Below are 16,161 nucleotides of genomic sequence, written 5' to 3'. Positions count from 1 at the left end.
CCGCAGCACCGTCCCGTCCGAAACACCACCCCCACTCCAGAAGGATCCGATGATGAACTCCTCCACACCCCTCAAGGCCGCGGCCGTCACCATGTCGCTCGCCCTGCTCCTCGGCACCACGGCGTGCAATCGCGGCGGTGACGACGCCGCCGCGGACAACCGGAGCGTCACGCTCTCCGTCTCCACGCTGAACAACCCGTTCTTCGTCGAACTGCGTGACGGCGCCCAGGAAGCGGCGGACGCAGCAGGCGTCGACCTCGAAGTGGTCGACGCCCAGAACGATTCCGCCACCCAGACCAACCAGCTCGCCACCGCGGCGACCAGCGGCACCGACGGCGTGATCATCAATCCCGTGGACTCCGACGCCGCAGCAGCGTCGGTGGCCCCCCTCGTGTCGAACAGCACGCCGATCGTCGCCGTGGACCGCGCTGTCAACGGCGCCGAGGTCCAGTCCCTCGTCTCCAGCGACAACGTGGCCGGCGGCAAGCAGGCCGCGGACGAGCTCGCGAAGGCGATGGGGGAGCAGGGCACGGTGATCGTCCTCCAGGGTGTCGCCGGGACCTCCGCCAGCCGCGACCGGGGAGCCGGCTTCGCCGAAGGCATGGAGGCCTACCCCGGCATCGAGATCGTCGCCCAGCAGACCGCCAACTTCGATCGTGCCGAGGCCCTCAACGTGGCCACCAATCTCCTGCAGGCGAATCCGGGGGTCACCGGTCTCTTCGCCGAGAACGACGAGATGGCCCTCGGTGCCATCCAGGCCCTCGGCGCCCGGGCCGGCGAGGACGTGAAGGTCGTCGGGTTCGACGGCACGGCCGACGGCCTGGCCGCCATCGAGGCCGGCACGCTCACCGCGACGATCGCGCAGCAGCCCGCCGAGCTGGGCAAGCGCTCCGTCGAGGTCCTCGTGCAGCTGCTCGATGAGGAGGCCGTCGAGGAAGCCATCCCGGTCCCCGTCACGACCGTCACCACCGAGAATGTCGCGGACTTCGCCTAGATGAGCACACTGTCGCCGGGCATCGTCGTCGTCGGGTCCATCAACGCGGACCTCGTGGTCACCCTCGCACGGCACCCGCACCCTGGTGAGACCGTGCTCGGGCGCTCGATGACGGTGCTGCCCGGCGGCAAGGGCGCCAACCAGGCGGTGGCGGCCGCGCTGCTGGGCGCGGACGTCGCGATGATCGGTGCCGTGGGATCGGACGCCTACGCGGACGTCGCGTTGTCCGCACTGTCGGCCGCGGGCGTCGACCTCGGCGCGGTCAGCAGGCTCGACGGCGGGACCGGCGTCGCCGTCGTCGAGGTGTCCGACGACGGGGAGAACACCATCGTGGTGCTGCCCGGTGCCAACAAGCAGGTCACGGCGGACCTCGTTGCGGCGTCCGCGGAGGCGATCCGCGGCGCTGCCGTCGTCATCGTCCAGGGCGAACTGCCGGCAGCATCCATCGAGGCCGCTGTGCGGGCCGCTACCGGGCGCGTCGTCGTCAACCTGGCGCCCGTCATCGGGATCGAGCGCGACGTCCTGCTCCGGGCAGATCCGCTCGTGGTCAATGAGCACGAGGGAGCCCTGGTCCTCGAGCAGCTCGGCGGAGCCGCGACGGGCGGCCACGGCTCCGTGGTCGAGGCGCTCCTCGCCTGCGGCTTCGCCTCCGTGGTGATGACGCTCGGCGGCGCGGGAGCGCTGCTGTCCGACGGTGCCGCCGTGCGTCCGGTCCCGGCGCCCACGGTCTCCGCGGTGGACACCACGGGTGCGGGGGACGCCTTCGTGGGCGCGCTCGCGGCCCGGCTCGCCGCCGGGAGCACCCTCGACGATGCCGTGCACTTCGCCGTCCGCGTCGGCTCCTACGCCGTCCAGCACCCGGGAGCCCAGCCCTCCTACCCCACGCTCGATGACGAGCTGCCCGAACCACAGCACCCGCGCATCGCGGGTCCCCAGCAGGAATCGAGTCCGTGAAGAAGTCAGGCATCATCAACGCACCCCTCAGCCGGGCTCTGGCGACGCTCGGCCACGGCCACCTCGTGGTCATCGCCGACTGCGGACTCCCGCTGCCGGATTCGGCGTCCGTCCTGGACCTGGCGCTGGTGCGCGGAATCCCGTCCTTCACCCAGGTGCTGGACGCGGTGCTCGCCGAGATCGTGGTGGAGGGCAGTACGGCCGCCGCGGAGGCCCGGGGGTCGGCCGTGGACGCCTGGCTCGAGGACAGGGGCCTGCAGCCCACACGGATCTCCCACGAGGACCTGAAGGCACTCCTGTCCGAGGCGCGGCTCATCATCCGGACCGGAGAGGCCACTCCCTACGCCAACGTCGTCCTGCAGTGCGGTGTCGACTTCTGACGTGTGCGTTCCGTGCCCGGGGGTAACCTTTGGGCCACGAGATGCCTGCTTCCGGGCGACCGCGTTCCATTGCCCCGCGCAATTACCTAGGCTGTAGCAGTGATCTTCAAAGCAGTCAGTGACGGCCGGCCGTACCCCGACCACGGACACGTGACCCCCAAGGACTGGGCCGAGGTGCCCCCGCGGCAGGTCCGGCTCGACGAACTCGTGACCACCAAGACGACGCTCGACCTCGAGGCGCTGCTGGCCGAGGACTCGACCTTCTTCGGCGACCTGTTCCCCCATGTGGTGCAGTGGAACGAGACCATGTACCTGGAGGACGGCCTGCACCGCGCCGTGCGGACCGCGCTGCACCAGCGGACCATCCTGCACGCGAGGGTCCTCGTCCTCAATGACTGAGGAGGACTCGCCGCGCCGTCAGCGGGCGCAGGCGAAGCGGGATCCCACCGAGTGGCACGGGCACAGGATCGTCACGGAGACGGATCTCGGCGCGGTGTTCCAGGAGGACGACGCCGCCCGTCGACGTCGTGCCTCGATGCGGCGCATCCGCCACGGAGTGGTGCTGGTCGTCCTGATCGGCTTGCTCGCCGCCGCCGTGTACGTGGCGCTCGGGATCGCCCGGGGTGACATCAGCGTCGGTGCGGCCGAGGCCTCCCCCGAACCGACGTCCACCTGCCCGGCCGGGCCGTTCGACTACCAGGACCCGAGCGCGATCACCGTCAACGTCTTCAACAGCACCACGATCGACGGCCTGGCGACGACGGCGGCCGACCAGCTGCGCGGGCGCGCCTTCGCGGTGCGGGACATCGGCAACAGGCAGGTCGGATCCACCGGGATGACGGCGATCATCGTCTCGGGCGAGGGCGGACGAGCCAACGCGTTCACCGTGCAGCGGACGATCCCCGATTCGCTCTATGTGGCCGACGATCGCGAGGACCGGACGGTGGACGTGATCGTCGGGTCCTCCTATACGGGCATCGTGCCCCCGGAGGGCGTCGACATCACCCCCGCGGCGCTCAGGTGCGCCGGTGGGGACGAGACGCCCGCCCCGACTCCCGCCGCTCCCTAGCAGGCGTGGGCGTCAGGCCCGCCGTCGCAGGGCTGCGCGCCGGACACCGAGGGGGTACACGACCCAGAGGACCAGCACGACGGCGAGCACGGACGCGCCGACGGTCAGCCCCGCCGCACGGTTCACCACCAGGTCGAAGACCAGCCACGCCGTACCGGCGAGCACCAGCCCCACGAGGGCGATGGTCGTCCGGATGAGGGCCGCGGTGTGGCGGACGAGCGTCGCCTTCACACGGAGGCCGAAGAGGACGCGGTGCAGGTTGACCGAGGTCAGCACGAGTGCCGTGATCAGGGCGGACAGGCAGACCAGGCAGAGATACACGGTGACCTGGACGTCATCGAGTTCGGTGAAGCGGCTCTGGAAGGGCAGCGTCAGGAGGAAGCCCGTCAGGATCTGGATGCCGGTCTGCATCACGCGCAGCTCCTGCAGCATCTCCTGCCAGTTGCGGTCCAGGCGCTGGTTGCTGCTCTCGCCCCGGCCGTCGTCCTCCTCCGGGCTCCTCATCCGGGGCGCATCCTCCGCGCGGCGGGTCCGTCAGGCCCGCGCGCCGCCCTGCCAGACGGCGTCGAACGGTGCGTTGGACGCCACCCGGTTGCGGATGCCCTCCGTGACGAAGGCCTTCGCCGTCCGCGCGGCGTCGAGCGGAGCCGCGCCCTTGGAGAGCTCCGCAGCGATGGCGGCGGCGAGCGTGCAGCCCGCGCCACTGACGGCGACCTCGCCGACCTTGGGCTCGGACAGCACCTCAAGGGTCTCGCCGTCGAAGTAGACGTCGACGGCGTCGGGGCCCTCGATGCGCACGCCGCCCTTGGCGAGGACCACCGCGCCGCTCTGCCGGTGGATGATCCGCGCGGCCTCCTTCAGGTCCTCGAGATCGTCGATGGAGATGCCCGAGAGTGATTCGGCCTCGAAGTGGTTCGGCGTGACGAAGGTGGCCAGCGGTAGGATGTTCGCCTTCAGGGCCTGATCCGTGTCCAGCGCGGCGCCGGGCTCCTGGCCCTTGCAGATCAGCACGGGGTCGAGGACCACGTGGTCCCACTCCTGGCTCCCGAGCGCGGTGGCGACGGTGTCGATGGTGGCAGGTGTGCCGAGCATGCCGAGCTTCACGGTCCTGAGCGGGTAGCAGGACTGGATGGCCTCGAGCTGGTCCGCGATGACCTGCTGGTCCACGGGGACGAAGCGGTGCTGCCAGTCCCTCTTCGGGTCGAAGGAGACGATGCAGGTCAGCGCCACGATGCCGTACACACCGAGCTCCTGGAAGGTCTTGAGGTCGGCCTGCGCACCGGCGCCACCGGTCGCCTCGGACCCGGCGATCGTCAGGGTGATGGCGGGGGCAGGGCGGGTCTGGGTATCGGGCATGCCCCTAGTGTGCCCGAACCGGTGCGGGCGCTTCCACCCCGCCGGGGGTGAGGATCTCCTGGAGCGCCGGGCCCAGGGTGGGGTGGTCGAACGTGAACCCGGCGTCGAGGAGTTTGCCCGGGGAGACCCACCGGCTCTTGAGGACCAGCTCGGCCTCGGTGCGGGTGATCACGCCGCCGAGTTCGAGGAGCCAGGCCGGCGTCGGCAGACCGGCCGGGACGTGGAGGCGCTCGCGGACGGCGGCCATCAGCTCGGCATTGGTCACCACACCGGGGGCTGCGAGGTTGACGGGACCCTCGAGGGCCGGGGTCGCAGCGATGAGGACGACGGCGCGGTACAGGTCGTCGAGGTGGATCCAGCTGAACTTCTGCGTGCCCGGCCCCATCCGGCCGCCCAGACCTGTCCGCGCCAGCGTGGAGAGCGGAGTCATGACGCTGCCGGGGCCCAGGACGATCGCGATGCGCAGGGCGACCTTCCGCACGCCGGGCGTGGCGGCGTCGGCGAGGGCCTGCTCCCACGCCCGTGCCACCGCGACGGAGAATCCGGTGCCGAGGTCGCCGTCGTCCTCGGTCTGCGGCCGGTCCATGGCATGCCGGTAGATGGTGCCGGTGCTGGAGTTTATCCACACCCGCGGCGGCGTTCCACCACTCTCCCTGCACAGGGCGAGGGCACGCCCGAGCTCCTCGGTGGTGTCGACCCGGGAGGAGAAGATCGCGTCCGCGTTCCGCTTGCCGTAGCGGCAGTCGACGCTCCGGCCGGCGAGGTTGACGAGGGCATCGGCTCCGTCGAGTGCGCTCGCGAGGGCCGCTGTGTCCCCCCAGACGGCGGACCCGCTGCGGCCGATGGTGCGCACCTCCACCCCGGCCTCGGTGAAGCGCCGGACGAGGTGCGTCCCGATGAAGCCGGACGCACCGGCGATGACGGCCGTCTGCACGGTGTTCGGGACGATGGTCATCGCGTGCGGACCAGCCTCCAGACACTGGCGCGGGCCAGGGCGCCCGCACCTCCGATGACGAGCGCCGTGGGGAGACCGTCCCCGAGGGCCGTCGACGGGGACAGCAGGGCGGCGACCACGAAGGCGGCCACCGCGAAGACGGCGAAGAAGACGCCGACATGGATCCACTGGTTGCGAACCGGCCGCAGGAGGTATCCGACGACGACGCCGAGGGGCAGGCCGGTCACCAACCCGATGCCGAGGCCGTACCAGAGGGCGATCACGAAGATGCCGAGGCCGCCGGAACCCCACCGCAGCGCGAAGACCAGGGCGAGGGTGACCACGCCGACCAGGAAACCGACCACCACGGCGCCGACCCCGAAGGTCACGTGGTGCCGGGAGGGCGTCCGTCCGTCGTCGGCCAGGGCGAAGGCGTCCGCCAGGGTGCCTTCGTCGTCGTCCGCCGCGCTGCCACGGCCCGTGCCGTCGTCCGGTTCGCCGGGGCCACGTGGCGGGATCACTGCCGTGTCCCGCGGATGAGCTGGACGATGTCCTCGACGATCTTGCGGACCACGGGCAGCCGGGACAGGATCACCAGCTTCGACATGAGCGGTGCGGCCTGGTCGATGAGGCGGCGGGTCCGGGCCTGGCCCGGCGAGGAGTCGTACACCCAGAAGAGCGTGACCCCCATGGAGGCGTACCAGAGCAGTTCGGGGAGGTCGTCCCGGATGGCCAGCGGTGGCTGCGGACGGGACATCAGCACTGCCTGCCGGAAGAGGGAGATGGCGCGGGCCCGGGCCACGGCCGATTCGCTGCCGAACGGGCTCGTGGTCGCGGAGGGCTTGATGACGATGCCGATGAAGTTCGAGCCGAAGTCGTGGTACGAGCCCATGACGTCGATCCCCGTGTTCAGCACGATCTTCAGGAGTTCGCCGAGATTCTGGCCCTCACGCAGGAGCGGCAGTGCGCGGGTGCGGTGCTCTTCCTGCAGGCTGCGGTACAGCTCGTGCACGAGGTCGTCCTTGGAGGCGAAGTAGTAGTAGGCGCTGCCCGTGGAGACGCTCGCGGCAGTGGCGATGGCTCGCATGGTCGTCTTCTCGTAGCCGATCTCGCGGAACAGCCGCAGTGCGGTGGACACCAGCAGCTCCCTGGTGGCTTCGCTCTTGGCCGTCGACGTCGGCATCGGACTCCTTCTTGAACCTGTTCAATTCGAAGGGTACGCCCTTTTTGAACACGTTCAATGGATGGCCTAGGCCCGGTCTCCCGACGAAGGGTCCGCCTCCGGCGCCCGGCGATCAGGCGTAGTAGCGGCCGAGCACCTCTGCCTTCAGGTCGTAGAACGTGCCCTCCTCGAGGGCCGCGCGGGCGTCGTCGACCATCCGCACCACGAAGCGCTCGTTGTGGATGGAGATCAGCGTCGCCGAGACCATCTCCTTCGCCTTAAACAGGTGGTGGATGTAGGCGCGCGTGTAGTGCGTGCAGGTGTAGCAGTCGCAGCCCTCGACCAGCGGCGTGAAGTCCCGCTTGAACCGGGCGTTGGAGAGGTTCCACCGGCCGTCCGGCGTGTAGAACGCCGAGTTGCGGGCCACCCGGGTGGGGGAGACGCAGTCGAAGGTGTCCGCCCCGTTCTCGATCCCGGTGAAGAGGTCGTCCGGTTCGGAGATGCCGAGCAGGTGGCGCGGCCTGTCCTCGGGGAGCTCGTCGCTGCACCACCCGAGAATGGTCCCGAGGTTCTCCTTCTCCAGGGCGCCGCCGATGCCGTAGCCGTCGAAGTCCATGGCCCCGAGATCCGCCGAGGCCTTCCGCCGCAGGTCCTCGTACTGGGCCCCCTGGATGACGCCGAACAGTGCCTGGTACGGACGATGGCTGCGCTCCGCGGTGAGCCGCTGGTGCTCGACGATGCACCGCTCGGCCCACAGGCGGGTGCGTTCGAGCGATTCCTCCTGGTAGCCGCGCGAGTTCATGAGGGTGGTCAGCTCGTCGAAGGCGAACACGATGTCCGCGCCCAGCCGGTGCTGCACCTGCATGGAGATCTCCGGCGTGAAGCGGTGCCGGTCGCCGTTGAGGTGGGACTTGAACCAGACGCCGTCGTCGTCGATGTGGGCGAGACGCTCCTTGCCGACGGCCACGCGGTCGTCCGCCCCCGCCGCCTCGGCGTCCACCGGCACATCCATGGTGATGACCTTCTTGAACCCGGAACCGAGGCTCATGACCTGGAACCCACCCGAGTCGGTGAACGTGGGGCCGGGCCAGTTCATGAAGGCACCGAGCCCGCCGGCCTCGTCGAGGATGTCCGCCCCGGGCTGCAGGTAGAGGTGGTAGGCGTTGGCGAGGAGTGCCTGGGCGCCGAGCTCGGCCATGGCTCCGGGCAGGACTGCCTTGACCGAGGCCTTGGTGCCCACGGGGATGAAGGCCGGTGTGCGGATCTCGCCGTGCGGCGTGGTGATGGTCCCGGTGCGTCCGTGCCGCGGTCCCGGTCCGCCCGCTCCCGGTGTGGTCTCCTCGATCCGGTGGTGGACGGCGAAGGAGAACGAGGACTGCTGGGACTGTGGATGCACCATCCCATTTTGCCAGCCCGACGACGAACGCCCGGACGTGATGCGGGGCCGCCTACCTGCCGGTCAGCCGGCCGTCCAGGGCGGTGACGGCTGCGAGCTCGGCGGCGATACGCCGTTCCAGGACGTCCCGGCTCAGCGTCTCCGATCCGCCGTGTGCCCGCAGGTACAGCAGCACGCCGATGCGCAGGACCCGCCAGTCCCGCTCGACGTCGGTCCGGCCCGCGGCCGACGCGCGGAGGATCTCCGGATCGTAGACGTTGGGCTCGTTGAGCTGCCGCTGCCGGTACATGGCGGCGGTCTTGGCACGGAGCGGGTCCGTCTCGGCGTCGTCGGCCGCGCGAAGGGCGGCGGAGTACCGGGCGGAGCGGGCGTCGTCGTGGCGCGTGAGGTACGCGGCGATCGCCAGGCCGCCCTCGATCCACTTCCACCGGCCGAAGTTGCCGTCGAACGGCAGTCCGGCGAGGAGGTCCGCGACGGAGAGGGCGGACGCCGTGTCCCCCTCGTCCACGAGGAGGGTGAGCGCGAACTGGTGCAGGTCCTGCAGGTTGCTGCCGGACTTCAGGTTGATGCCGCGGGCCAGCCTCGCGGCGACACCCTGCAGGGTGTCGCTGTCCGGGTGCGCCTGCGCGATCTGCGCCACGAGTTCCTCGGGAGAGCCGTGGTCCGCGGCGACGGCGGAGACGCCGAGCTCGGAGTCGACGGGTACGAGGTAGGCCATGGAGCCGGTGGCGATCCTGACCTGCCGACCGTCGGCCAGCGTCGCGACCACGAGGGCGGGTACGCCGAAATCGTCGTTCACGACGGCGATTCCCGTCACCTCCGCCGTCGCGTCGCCGTCGGGCAGTGCGAGGACGTCACCCGCCACCACGACTTCCGCCGGAACCGCGCGCAACCCGGTCCTGTCCATCCTGTTCACCATCATGTGCGTCCTGCCAACCTCTGCCAATAGCCCCGGACCATCCTCTGCTCCCCAGCGCCCGTCTCACGATACGGGAACCGGGCGTCCGGTCCGGAGCCCCGTCGCGGCTAGCGGCCCCATCCGGCATGCGCGAGCGCCTGGCGGAGCAGATCTGCTCGACCGCCCGAGAACTCGGCCTGGATGGAGGGGCTGAGGGCCTCGGCGGGTGTCAGCCAGGAGAGCTCGAGCGCATCCTGGCGGGGGTTGCACTCGCCGGTGACGGGGATGAGGTAGGCGAGGGCGACGGCGTGCTGGCGGTCATCGGTCAGTCCCGTCTCCGAGGGCGAGGGGAAGTACTCGGCGATGGTGAACGGCAGCGGCGACGGCGCCAGCTGCGGAAGGGCCATCGGGCCGAGGTCCTTCTCGAGGTGCCGCAGCAGGGCAGCGCGGATGGTCTCCCGGTACATGACCCGGCCGGAGACGAAGGTCCGCACCATCTCGCCCTGCTCATTGGCCTGCAGGAGCAGTCCCACCTCGTTGACGTACCCGAGGGTGTCGCACCGCACGGGGATCGCTTCGACGTAGACCATCGGCAGGCGGCGGCGAGCCTCGTAGAGATCATCCTCGGAGAGCCAGCCCGGATTGGGGTCAGGGGTGCGTACGTTCATACCCCAGTTCTAGCGCAGACCCCGGCCCCGGTGGAGACGGCGCGCGGTTCTTCGGCCCGTGGCTGAATCCGGCGCAGCGACGGGCAGGGTGCGGACAGGGCGCGGATCAGGGCGCCGTGGGGTTCTCGACGTCACGCTGCGCCTCATGGACGACGACCTCTGCGCCCCACGGTGCGGCCGTACGGAGCGAGCGTCCGTGGCTCTCCTCCACCACGTCGTGGTCGAAACCGGCGCCGGACACGCGGGGGACGAGGTCCCGGACGTCACCCTCGTAGTCGAAGGCCAGTCCGCAGCCGGCGGCGGGCCCGGTGATAGCGGCGACGAGGCCCCCGTTCTTCGCCCGGAAGGCGTGCAGGGTGCCGGCAGGTGATCCGATGCGCGGCTTAGCGCCGAGATCCGCGAGGACGCGCGCTGCGGCGGCGTCGTCGGGGGTGTACCAGAGCGCGAGGACAGCGAGGGGGGACGCCGGGGCCCCGGTGTCCCGCGGTCCGGCGTGGGCCAGGAAGCTCAGGCCGTCGGGCGCCGTGATGCGCGCCGCCGGCCCGTGGCCCTCCGCGGTGAGTTCGACGGCGGTGCCCGCCTCGGCGGTCCGGCGAGCGAACTCGTGCACGACACCGACCTCGAACGCGAGCGCCGTCGTGCCGTGCTCCTCGCTTCCCGGGGTGCAGACGTGCAGCGCGACCCTGCCGCTCCCGGCATCGAACACGGCGCAGGAGTCGTCCGGCTCGCGGTCCCGGGCGGGAGTGAGCCCGAGTGCCGTGAGAAAGCGGGTTCCCCGGGCGAGGTCCGCTGTGTACACGAGGGGCCGGACGCGGAGCATCAGTTCTCCTCCAGGTAGGCACGGAGCGCCTGCTCGACGAACGCCGAGAGGCTGAGGGCCTCATCGATGCTGCGGTGCTTGACCTCGCGGACGAGGTCCGGGGGGAGGTAGACGTTGAACTGCACTTTCGCCGGGTCGGGCATGCCCGGATACTAGCAAACTAGTATGATGGCGGCTGCCTCCGGCGTACGGTTGACGCATGAAGCCCGAGCCCTCCGAACTCCTGCTGCCGGACGCTGCCGCCTGGCGACGGTGGCTGGAGGACAACCACCGGACCTCGCCCGGCGTGTGGCTCATCGAGCACAAGAAGGGCGGCACGGCGACCCTGCTCACCTACGCACAGGCTCTGGACGAGGCCCTGTGCTTCGGCTGGATCGACGGCCAGGCCCGGTCCCGGGACGAGGGCAGCTACTTCCAGCGCTTCACCCCGCGCGGGCCGCGCAGCATCTGGTCGATCCGCAACCGCACCTACGTGGACCGACTCAGGAGTGAGGGCCGGATGCGCGAGGCGGGGGAGCAGGCGGTGGCCGCAGCACAGGCGGACGGCAGATGGGACAGGGCCTACGCGGGCCCGGCGACGGCGGAGGTCCCCGCCGAACTCGCGGCGGCGATCGACGCTGACCCTGCCGCGCTCGCGATGTTCGGCACGCTGTCCTCCCAGAACCGGTACGCCATGATCTTTCGGGTCTCCCAGCTGAAGACGCAGGCGGCGAGGGAGCGGAACATCGCGAAGTTCGTCGCGATGCTCGCGCGCGGCGAGACGATCTATCCCCAGAGCGGCCGGACGCGCGGCGGCGGGTAGGCCTGCGGTCAGCGTAGCCAGCCGGGTCCGGTCGCATCAGCTCCCCAGGCCGCGGTTCTCAGGAGAGGGACGGAACCGTGACGCCGGCGGTGCTGGCTCGGCGCCGGCATGACGGCGTGGCCGTCCCCGTTCCGTCGGTTCCCACGGGCGCCGTGCAGGGGCGACCCCCGTCGGGTCAGTCCAGGGCTGTGACCTCGTAGGTGTGCCCGGCTGCCCTCAGCCGTTCCACCAGGACGGTCCCGAGGGCGGACGCCGGAGTCAGGGAACCGGCGGCAACGGGCAGGCTGTCGCCGTCGAGGGCCAGTGAGAGCGCCGTCTCGCCGGCCATCACCGCGGTGGCGGCATATCCCGGGTCGCCGGGGCCCGAGGCGGTGGCCTGGTAACGCCGGCCACTCTCCGTGGCCGCGATCACCTGGGAGCGGAACCAGCCCGCCTGCCGCGCAGCCACACCCGGTCCGGATCCGGGCGCCGGCAGGACCCGGTCGAGGATCTTCCGCGTGGGTGGGAGGGCGAGCGCGGCACCGAACGCCCGCAGGCCGAGCGCCGTCGCCCCGGCCATCACCGCGCCCCTCACTCCGCGCCCCGTCCCCATGACCTCGCCGTAGCGCAGGGACCGACCGTACGCCCAGCCCTGCAGCGCGTTGCTGCGGCGCACGATCCGCGTGTTCGCGGATGCCATGACGAAGGGCGCCGTCCGCCGCCCGTCCGCCGCCCGGCCGACCCAGCCCAGGTCCCGCGGCTGCCGGGTCGAAGGCTCGGCGGACCGGTCCGGGCTGAGGGAATAGGGGTCCGCCGCCAGCGACCGCTGCACGGGGTCCGACCGCATGCCGTCCAGCTGTCCGCGCATCGAGTCGACCGTGCCCCCGCTGAAGCCGCCCTTGGCGGTCGCGACGAGCTGCACCTCGGTCAGGCCGCCCGCGCCGTCCGCCTCGGCAGCCTGATGCAGGAGGAGTACCGCGAGATCGGAGGGGACGGAATCGTACCCGCAGGCATGGACGATCCGCGCGCCGGTCGTTCTCGCGCGCTCGTCGTGCCGGTCGATGGCCTCGCGGACGAAGGACACCTCTCCCGTGAGGTCCCCGTAGTGGGTGCCGGCGTGGGCGCAGGCCTCGACGACCGGCAGCCCGTACTTCGCATAGGGGCCCACCGTGGTGAAGAGGACGCGGGTCCCCTCGGCCAGCGCCGCTAGCGAGTCGGGGTGCTCCGTATCGGCCTCGATGAGGGACCAGTCGTGGGCGGCAGCGGGCAGCCTCGACCGCACGGCCTCGAGCTTCTCCCTCGACCTGCCGGCCAGTCCCACCCGCAGGTCCGCCGGGGCGTGGTCGGCGAGGTAGCCGGCGATCAGTTCGCCGACGAAGCCGGTAGCACCGAAGAGGACGAGGTCATGGGCGCGCGCTGAGGTCTCCATCCCTGCAGTCTTGCACCGCCGGGGCCGGGACGCAGCCGGTCAGTCCCCGGCGGTTCCGGTGGACCCGGCCTTGGACCGAGCCTCGAGCACCATCCACGCCTGCAGCTGGGACGACAGGCTGACCGGGCCGTCCTGCACCGGCGGGAGGACGAGCGTCCCCCCTGCGTTCCGCCGGCCGTCCCACAGGTGGTGCGCCGTCGCGTCGAGCAGCCGCCGGGCCGTCGCCGAGGCGACGGGGCCGATGCCGGCGACCGCCGCCCCGGCGAGGTACCGGGCGAGGATGCCGGTGAACAGGCCGGCATCGCCGCCCGCGGCCAGCGGCAGCACGCCGTCGTCGTCGGCGACTTCCCGCGCGATGGCGCCGACGAGATCGGCGGCGGCGGAGAGGTTGTCCGCCCCTCCGACCTCGACCAGCGCGCCGAGCACCGTGCCCTGGTTGTAGGTGTGGAGGCCCCGGTCCACACGCCCGTCGGCCTTGATCCCGTCCAGGAAGAGCCCACTGTCCTCGTCGAACAGGCGGTCGCGGAGCCAGTCGAGCAGGTCCTGCGCCCGCGCGGTCTCTCCGGCGCGGGCGAAGAACACCGCCGCGGGTGCGGTGCTGGGCGTGTTCTTGTAGTCCCGCGTGGTGTTCCAGTAGACCCCGCCGCCGAGCTCGGCGGTGTGGGCCGAGCGCAGTGCGGCGCCGAGGATCCGCACCCGACGCCGTGGCCGGCGTCGCCCCTCGACGGCGTCGAGGCGCTGGAGAGCGAGCGCCAGCCATGCCATGTCGTCGTAGTAGGAGTTCCGCCAGCGGCCGCCGTTGCGGAGCCAGATGCCGCGCGCCAGCTTGCGAGCCTCGGGCAGCGCGCCGGTCCCGTCGCCTGCGCCGCCGCCTTCGCCCGCGCCGGAGGTTCGGAGGTGCTCGTCGAGGAGGCAGTCCAGGAAGTGGGCCTGCCACCAGTAGTGCCAGTGGCTGCGGGCGCTCGTCGGCGGCGGGAAGGCGATGGATCCGAGCCGGGTACCGGGGACGTGCAGGCTGCGCCGCGCGAAGAGCTGCCGCACGCCGGCCGCGGTGATCGAAGCGGCGTCGTCGGGGATGGGCATGTGACCACCCTAGCCACGTCGGCGTCACCCGGCATTGGGCAGGATGCGCAATGGATTCCCTGCCGGGTGCGCAGTGGGCCACGTCACAGTACGCTGGGCGCGAGGACGGACCAACGGCGGTCCACCCGGGCGGAAGGGTCGGCATGGACATCAGGGGATCGGTGGCACTCGTCACCGGAGGTGCGTCGGGACTCGGCCTCGCCACCGCCCGGCGGCTGGTCGACGACGGCGCCTCGGTGGTCCTCGTGGACCTCCCGCAGTCCGCCGGAGCCGACGCAGCGCGTACCCTCGACCCCTCGGGCGAGCGGGTCAGGTTCATCCCCGCAGATGTCGCCGACGCCGCTCAGGTGCAGGCGGCCGTCGACGTCGCCGTGGGCCTCGGCCCGCTGCGCATCGTGGTCAACTGCGCGGGAATCGCGACGCCGGGCAAGGTCCTCGGACGCGACGGCGTCGTGCCGCTCGAGCAGTTCACCCGCGTCATCACCGTCAACCTCGTGGGCACCTTCAACGTCATCCGGCTCGCCGCGGATGCCATGGCGCGGACGGCGACGGTCACCGGTGCCGGCGGCTCCGACGAGCGAGGGGTCATCATCAACACCGCGTCGGTCGCCGCCTTCGACGGGCAGATCGGCCAGCCCGCCTACGCCGCGTCGAAGGGCGGGGTCGCAGCCATGACGCTCCCGATCGCGCGTGAACTCGCGCGGTCGCTCATCCGCGTGGTCACCATCGCCCCCGGCATCTTCGAGACGCCCATGATGGCGGGCCTGCCCCAGGAGGCCCAGGATTCATTGGGCGCCCAGGTGCCGCACCCGTCCCGTCTCGGCAAGCCCGTCGAGTACGCGGCGCTTGCAGCACACATCATCGAGAACCAGATGCTCAACGGCGAGACGATCCGCCTCGACGGTGCCATCCGCATGGCGCCGAAGTAGCCGCACCAGGTCCTCCCGGTCTCAGCTCGATTGAAAGGACGGCTCGATGGAGAGCCAGCTTCCCACCGCCGATTTCCTCGGTTTCGAATCCCTCCTCGCCGGTCACGAGCGCGAGAAGCTCCAGGACGTCCGTGACTTCCTGGTCAAGGAGGTGGCTCCGCGATGCGCCGAATGGTGGAACAGGGCCGAGTTCCCGCACGAGATCCTGCCGAAGCTCGCGGGCCTGAACCTCAGCACACCGGTGCAGCAGGGCTACAGCCACCTGTTCAGTGGGCTCGTGATCGCCGAGATGACGCGGGCCGACACCTCGATCGCCACGTTCTTCATGGTGCACCACGACCTCTTCGTCGAAGCCCTGCACATGTTCGGCAGCGAGGAGCAGAAGGCCCGGCTGCTGCAGGACGCCATGGACCTGAAAATCACCGGCGCGTTCGCCCTGACGGAACCCCTGCACGGGTCCGACGTCGCCGGCGGCATGGCGACCACGGCCACCCGCGACGGCGACTCCTGGATCCTCAACGGCGCCAAGCGGTGGATCGGCAACGGCACGTTCTGCGACTACATGCTGCTCTGGGCCCGGGACACGGAGACCGGGGGAGTACGCGGCTTCATCCTCGACGCCACCCTGCCCGGCGTCACCCGCACCACGATCGCCAACAAGACCGCCCTGCGCACCGTCCAGAACGCCGACATCACCCTCACCGACGTGCGCGTCGGCGAGTCCGACCGCTTCGCCGGCATCGAGACCTTCAACGACACCCGGCAGCTCCTGCTCGGCTCCCGCATCCTCGTCGGCTGGCAGGCCGTGGGCCAGCAACTGGCCGCGTTCGACGTCGCCCGGCAGTACGCCGTGGAGCGCCACCAGTTCGGCAGGCCGATCGCGGGCTTCCAGCTCGTCCAGGACCAGCTCGTCACCATGATGGGCAACACGACCGCCTGCCTCGGTGTCATGGCGCGCATCGCCCAGCTGCAGGAGCAGGGCGCATCGGACATGCCCCAAGCCGCCTTCGCCAAGTCCTTCACGACGGGGCGCATGCGGGAGACCGTGGCCCTCGGGCGAGGGATCCTCGGCGGGAACGGGATCGTGACGGACTACGGGATGGCGAAGATCTTCGCGGATGCCGAGGCCGTCTACACCTACGAGGGCTCCTACGAGATCAACAGCCTGATCGTCGGGCGGGCGCTGACCGGCATCTCGGCCTTCGCCTGACGTAGCCGGGCCCCTCAGCGGACCCCGTGCACGAAGCGGCGGCAGGGCGGCCCGGAGGTCACATGACGGACGCGGTGAGGCGCACGCCACATGACTGG

The 16,161-nt window shown here is 71.0% G+C and carries 20 protein-coding genes; 8 read left to right on the top strand and 12 right to left on the bottom strand.

The window, feature by feature from the left end; translation table 11 throughout:
- Nucleotides 1-49: 49 nt before the first annotated feature.
- The 5 genes from ASF21_RS00495 (at nucleotide 50) to ASF21_RS00475 (ending at nucleotide 3,397) form a co-directional block, all read left to right on the top strand.
- Entirely contained in the window at nucleotides 50-994 is a 945-nt protein-coding gene (locus ASF21_RS00495; protein WP_055765338.1) for a substrate-binding domain-containing protein, read from the top strand.
- On the top strand, nucleotides 995-1,948 hold the full coding sequence (locus ASF21_RS00490) for a ribokinase (RefSeq protein ID WP_055765336.1): 954 nt from the start codon (nucleotides 995-997) through the stop codon (nucleotides 1,946-1,948).
- Nucleotides 1,945-2,328: a D-ribose pyranase gene (gene rbsD / locus ASF21_RS00485; RefSeq protein ID WP_055765333.1), complete on the top strand. Its 384-nt coding sequence runs from the start codon at nucleotides 1,945-1,947 to the stop codon at nucleotides 2,326-2,328. Before ASF21_RS00490 ends, rbsD begins: the two co-directional genes overlap by 4 nt.
- A gap of 99 nt (nucleotides 2,329-2,427) precedes the next feature.
- Nucleotides 2,428-2,727 (top strand): type II toxin-antitoxin system VapB family antitoxin, encoded by a 300-nt coding sequence (locus ASF21_RS00480; RefSeq protein ID WP_055765330.1) that lies wholly within the window; start codon nucleotides 2,428-2,430, stop codon nucleotides 2,725-2,727.
- Nucleotides 2,720-3,397: a LytR C-terminal domain-containing protein gene (locus tag ASF21_RS00475; protein WP_055765327.1), complete on the top strand. Its 678-nt coding sequence runs from the start codon at nucleotides 2,720-2,722 to the stop codon at nucleotides 3,395-3,397. The genes ASF21_RS00480 and ASF21_RS00475 overlap by 8 nt, the downstream gene beginning before the upstream one ends.
- Before the next feature lie 12 nt (nucleotides 3,398-3,409).
- Here ASF21_RS00475 and ASF21_RS00470 read toward each other — a convergent pair whose 3' ends face one another.
- The 10 genes from ASF21_RS00470 to ASF21_RS00425 all read right to left on the bottom strand — a co-directional run bounded on the left by ASF21_RS00470 (nucleotide 3,410) and on the right by ASF21_RS00425 (nucleotide 10,774).
- Nucleotides 3,410-3,901 carry a DUF6328 family protein gene (locus tag ASF21_RS00470; RefSeq protein ID WP_055765324.1) on the bottom strand — a complete coding sequence of 164 codons (492 nt, stop codon included), beginning with the start codon at nucleotides 3,899-3,901 and terminating at the stop codon, nucleotides 3,410-3,412.
- A 30-nt stretch (nucleotides 3,902-3,931) separates the two neighbouring features.
- Nucleotides 3,932-4,753, bottom strand: coding sequence for a hydroxymethylpyrimidine/phosphomethylpyrimidine kinase (locus ASF21_RS00465; protein ID WP_055765321.1), 822 nt, complete (start codon nucleotides 4,751-4,753; stop codon nucleotides 3,932-3,934).
- A 4-nt stretch (nucleotides 4,754-4,757) separates the two neighbouring features.
- On the bottom strand, nucleotides 4,758-5,708 hold the full coding sequence (locus ASF21_RS00460) for a TIGR01777 family oxidoreductase (RefSeq protein ID WP_055765317.1): 951 nt from the start codon (nucleotides 5,706-5,708) through the stop codon (nucleotides 4,758-4,760).
- Nucleotides 5,705-6,208 carry a hypothetical protein gene (locus ASF21_RS00455; protein ID WP_055765314.1) on the bottom strand — a complete coding sequence of 168 codons (504 nt, stop codon included), beginning with the start codon at nucleotides 6,206-6,208 and terminating at the stop codon, nucleotides 5,705-5,707. Before ASF21_RS00455 ends, ASF21_RS00460 begins: the two co-directional genes overlap by 4 nt.
- Nucleotides 6,205-6,870, bottom strand: a complete 666-nt coding sequence (locus ASF21_RS00450) for a TetR/AcrR family transcriptional regulator (RefSeq protein ID WP_055765311.1) — start codon at nucleotides 6,868-6,870, stop codon at nucleotides 6,205-6,207. Before ASF21_RS00450 ends, ASF21_RS00455 begins: the two co-directional genes overlap by 4 nt.
- 112 nt (nucleotides 6,871-6,982) lie before the next feature.
- On the bottom strand, nucleotides 6,983-8,248 hold the full coding sequence (tgt, locus tag ASF21_RS00445) for a tRNA guanosine(34) transglycosylase Tgt (protein WP_055765309.1): 1,266 nt from the start codon (nucleotides 8,246-8,248) through the stop codon (nucleotides 6,983-6,985).
- 49 nt (nucleotides 8,249-8,297) lie between these two features.
- A complete protein-coding gene (locus tag ASF21_RS00440) occupies nucleotides 8,298-9,167 on the bottom strand; it encodes a DUF6707 family protein (protein ID WP_235498538.1) in 870 nt (289 codons plus the stop codon).
- A gap of 104 nt (nucleotides 9,168-9,271) precedes the next feature.
- On the bottom strand, nucleotides 9,272-9,811 hold the full coding sequence (locus tag ASF21_RS00435; protein ID WP_055765306.1) for an NUDIX hydrolase family protein: 540 nt from the start codon (nucleotides 9,809-9,811) through the stop codon (nucleotides 9,272-9,274).
- 106 nt (nucleotides 9,812-9,917) lie between these two features.
- Nucleotides 9,918-10,631 carry a VOC family protein gene (locus ASF21_RS00430; protein WP_055765303.1) on the bottom strand — a complete coding sequence of 238 codons (714 nt, stop codon included), beginning with the start codon at nucleotides 10,629-10,631 and terminating at the stop codon, nucleotides 9,918-9,920.
- The gene (locus ASF21_RS00425) at nucleotides 10,631-10,774 is read right to left on the bottom strand and encodes a CopG family transcriptional regulator (RefSeq protein ID WP_055765301.1); all 144 of its coding nucleotides are present in this window, start codon (nucleotides 10,772-10,774) and stop codon (nucleotides 10,631-10,633) included. The genes ASF21_RS00430 and ASF21_RS00425 overlap by 1 nt, the downstream gene beginning before the upstream one ends.
- 56 nt (nucleotides 10,775-10,830) lie before the next feature.
- Between ASF21_RS00425 and ASF21_RS00420 the strand changes: the two genes are divergently transcribed.
- On the top strand, nucleotides 10,831-11,433 hold the full coding sequence (locus ASF21_RS00420; protein WP_055765297.1) for a YdeI/OmpD-associated family protein: 603 nt from the start codon (nucleotides 10,831-10,833) through the stop codon (nucleotides 11,431-11,433).
- Nucleotides 11,434-11,608: 175 nt separating this feature from the next.
- Here the strand turns inward: ASF21_RS00420 and ASF21_RS00415 are convergent, their stop codons facing one another.
- Both ASF21_RS00415 and ASF21_RS00410 read right to left on the bottom strand, forming a co-directional pair.
- Nucleotides 11,609-12,841 (bottom strand): saccharopine dehydrogenase family protein, encoded by a 1,233-nt coding sequence (locus ASF21_RS00415; RefSeq protein WP_055765294.1) that lies wholly within the window; start codon nucleotides 12,839-12,841, stop codon nucleotides 11,609-11,611.
- 39 nt (nucleotides 12,842-12,880) lie between these two features.
- Nucleotides 12,881-13,924: a glycoside hydrolase family 76 protein gene (locus ASF21_RS00410; RefSeq protein ID WP_055765291.1), complete on the bottom strand. Its 1,044-nt coding sequence runs from the start codon at nucleotides 13,922-13,924 to the stop codon at nucleotides 12,881-12,883.
- A 143-nt stretch (nucleotides 13,925-14,067) separates the two neighbouring features.
- On the opposite strand from ASF21_RS00410, the gene ASF21_RS00405 reads away from it, so the two are divergent.
- Nucleotides 14,068-14,853: an SDR family NAD(P)-dependent oxidoreductase gene (locus ASF21_RS00405; RefSeq protein WP_055768825.1), complete on the top strand. Its 786-nt coding sequence runs from the start codon at nucleotides 14,068-14,070 to the stop codon at nucleotides 14,851-14,853.
- Nucleotides 14,854-14,899: 46 nt separating this feature from the next.
- On the top strand, nucleotides 14,900-16,063 hold the full coding sequence (locus ASF21_RS00400; RefSeq protein WP_055765288.1) for an acyl-CoA dehydrogenase family protein: 1,164 nt from the start codon (nucleotides 14,900-14,902) through the stop codon (nucleotides 16,061-16,063).
- Nucleotides 16,064-16,161: the final 98 nt, after the last annotated feature.

The organism is Arthrobacter sp. Leaf234 (assembly GCF_001422665.1).
Lineage (GTDB): Bacteria > Actinomycetota > Actinomycetes > Actinomycetales > Micrococcaceae > Arthrobacter_D.
Note: the sequence above shows the minus strand (reverse complement) of the source record. Positions and strands in the feature narration are given on the sequence as shown.